At 46.1% G+C, this 2,488-nt stretch carries 3 protein-coding genes; all 3 read left to right on the top strand.

All coding sequences use genetic code 11. From position 1 onward, the window contains the following. The coding region (locus HMPREF3144_RS05570; protein WP_141742736.1) for a TonB-dependent receptor at nucleotides 1-535 on the top strand (535 nt) is incomplete at its 5' end. A 19-nt stretch (nucleotides 536-554) separates the two neighbouring features. Beyond that, nucleotides 555-1,385 (top strand): SAM-dependent methyltransferase, encoded by an 831-nt coding sequence (locus HMPREF3144_RS05565; protein ID WP_070476882.1) that lies wholly within the window; start codon nucleotides 555-557, stop codon nucleotides 1,383-1,385. Continuing rightward, on the top strand, nucleotides 1,382-2,464 hold the full coding sequence (locus HMPREF3144_RS05560; protein ID WP_070476881.1) for an amino acid permease: 1,083 nt from the start codon (nucleotides 1,382-1,384) through the stop codon (nucleotides 2,462-2,464). Before HMPREF3144_RS05565 ends, HMPREF3144_RS05560 begins: the two co-directional genes overlap by 4 nt. Nucleotides 2,465-2,488: the final 24 nt, after the last annotated feature.

Here is a 2,488-nt window from a genome sequence, read left to right as displayed (position 1 = left end):
AGGAAGTTTGAGGGGTTATTGCAAAGGTCTCAATATGATTGAGTGGGTCGGTGGTGGTATGACATATCCTGCCTTTATCCGCAATATGCCGGGTACCTTAAGAACAAAAGGTTGGGATATCCGCCTATCGTGGAGTATTCCACAATATCAAACCACGCTTGCCTTAACCAAAGCGGACGTGACAGCTGATGGCAAACCCTTAGGGGTAGTACGCCGCAAAGGTGCAGCCTTGGGCGATCGCCTCACTTGGAGCCATCGTTGGCAAGTAAATGAGGAGATTAGCCTTGCATATCATTTAAATGCTGTACGTCGCAACAAAGATGTTCCAGGTAGTTCCATCGAACGCCCTGGCTATGCACTGCATGATACTCAAGCACAATGGGAGCCGAAGGCAGTACCTGGGCTTAGCCTTAACTTTGCCGTCCACAACCTAACTGATAAGCGTTATAGCAGCCACACCTCTATTGCTTTTAGAGACTCTGTTCTAATGGAGCCCGGTCGTGATTTTCGCTTCACCCTTCGCTATCAGTATTAATTCATAAGGACGTAGAGTTATGAGCAATTACCGTAAACAAGCAACCACACTGTTTAAAAGGCTAAGCTCCCTGCTTATCCTATGCTTAGCCATACCGACCGCTGCTGCCAGCAACGGACAGCTAAGTTTAATCAGTATGGGCATTGGTGATGCTGACAACATCACCGTAAAGGCACTACGCACCTTAGAAGCGGCCGATATTGTATTCGGCATGCAGGTAGTGATGGATAAATACCCTGATTTACTGGCGGACAAGGAACTCCATGAGGCTGGGCATGGCCTATTTACATCGATGAAACAACCAATGTCAGCCTCAGAGCTTAAGGCTTTTGAGGACAAAAACCGTCAAATTATCCGCGAGGCCATCGCCAATGGCAAAAATGTCGCCATCATTGATTATGGTGACCCACTTGTGTATGGACCGCAAAGCGGGTATTTAGATGAGTTTCGCGATCTATCACCGCAGGTCATTCCCGGGATCTCCAGCTTTAATGCTGCAAATGCTGCCCTCGCCACGAGCATTACCAGTGGCAAAAGCAGTCATTCAGTAATACTCACAGCAGCAATGAATGCGGATGAAAACTATCAGGGGAGTGATTCGCTAGCGACATTAGCTGCGAGTAAAAGTAGCTTGGTATTTTTCACAATGAAAATGAACCTACCCGAAGTTGTTGCTCAGCTAAAAACACATTATCCCGATGAGACACCCATCGCGATTGTTAATCACGCTGGTTCAGCAGAACAGCAGCAGGTCATCAAAACGACTCTAGGCACCTTATTAAAGGATACTGATGAGGGTGAAAAACTACCCTTTGAACACCTTATCTACGTTGGTGACTTTTTTCAATGAGTGACCCCCAACAAGCACCTAAGCTAACTGCTCAAATTGGCTTGGGTGCTGCCATTTTATTGGTGATTGCCAATATGATCGGTACGGGTATTTTCACCACCTCCGGTTTACTTTTAGCGGAGCTTAATCATAGTAAGGCGCTCTTTATCGCTTGGGCGATAGGCGCGCTTTTTGCGTTAAGTGGCGCTCTTTGCTATGGTGAACTGGGCGTTATGATGCCTAAAGCGGGCGGTGAATATGCCTATTTACGAGAAGCCTTTGGCGATCTTATTGGCTTTATGGGTGGCTGGATTTCGTTGATTGTCGGATTCTCTGCGCCCATTGCTGCCACTGCGATTGCTGTAGGCGTCTATCTCTTAGGGCAAGATGCCTTAGCGATTGGTTGGCGCTGGCAAATAAACCAGTATGACCTCATCACCATCAGCCCTATTACCTTAATTGCTATCGCTACGGTGCTTTTTTTCAGCTATGTGCATAGCCGTAATGTTAGGTGGGGACTGAATATACAAAGCATATTAACCATCGTTAAGTTGAGCTTTATCATCCTCTTAATAACCGCACCCTTTGTGCTTAATTGGCCAAAAGCCAGCTCTTTATTACAAAGCGCCATTCATTATGAGGAAGGTCATTTAAATAAGCTCTCCTTTGCGGTGGCGCTCATTTATGTCTCATTCGCTTATAGTGGGTGGAATGCGAGCTGCTATTTAGGCTCAGAGATCAAAAATCCTCAACGTAATCTTCCCCTCAGCATCTTAGTAGGCACCATCATTGTTAGCATCATTTATTTATTGCTGAACTTAAGCTTCTTTGCTGTGATACCAATCGAAAGTATAAAAGGGGCGATTGATGTAGCAGCACTAGCAGCACATGCGCTCTTTGGCCCACAAGTTGCTAAGGCTTTTGGGATCATCGTCGCAATTTGTCTATTATCCGCCGTTAGCGCTATGGTTCTCGTGGGGTCGCGGGTGTACTACGCGATGGCTGTCGATGGCCTCATTCCAATACGTGTCGAAGATAAGTTAGAGGATAAACAGCCGCCTAAAACCGCCATTTATATACAAGCGCTTATGGGCCTGTAAATAATTTTGTGTAACTTCCTTTAA

This window comes from Oligella sp. HMSC05A10 (assembly GCF_001808335.1).
In the GTDB taxonomy this organism is placed as follows: domain Bacteria; phylum Pseudomonadota; class Gammaproteobacteria; order Burkholderiales; family Burkholderiaceae_B; genus Oligella; species Oligella urethralis.
Note: the sequence above shows the minus strand (reverse complement) of the source record. Positions and strands in the feature narration are given on the sequence as shown.

Excerpts from the sequence above, each read along its gene's own strand:
- HMPREF3144_RS05565 (WP_070476882.1), top strand. The coding sequence starts at position 555 with ATGAGCAATTACCGTAAACAAGCAACCACACTGTTTAAAAGGCTAAGC.
- HMPREF3144_RS05560 (WP_070476881.1), top strand. The coding sequence starts at position 1,382 with ATGAGTGACCCCCAACAAGCACCTAAGCTAACTGCTCAAATTGGCTTG.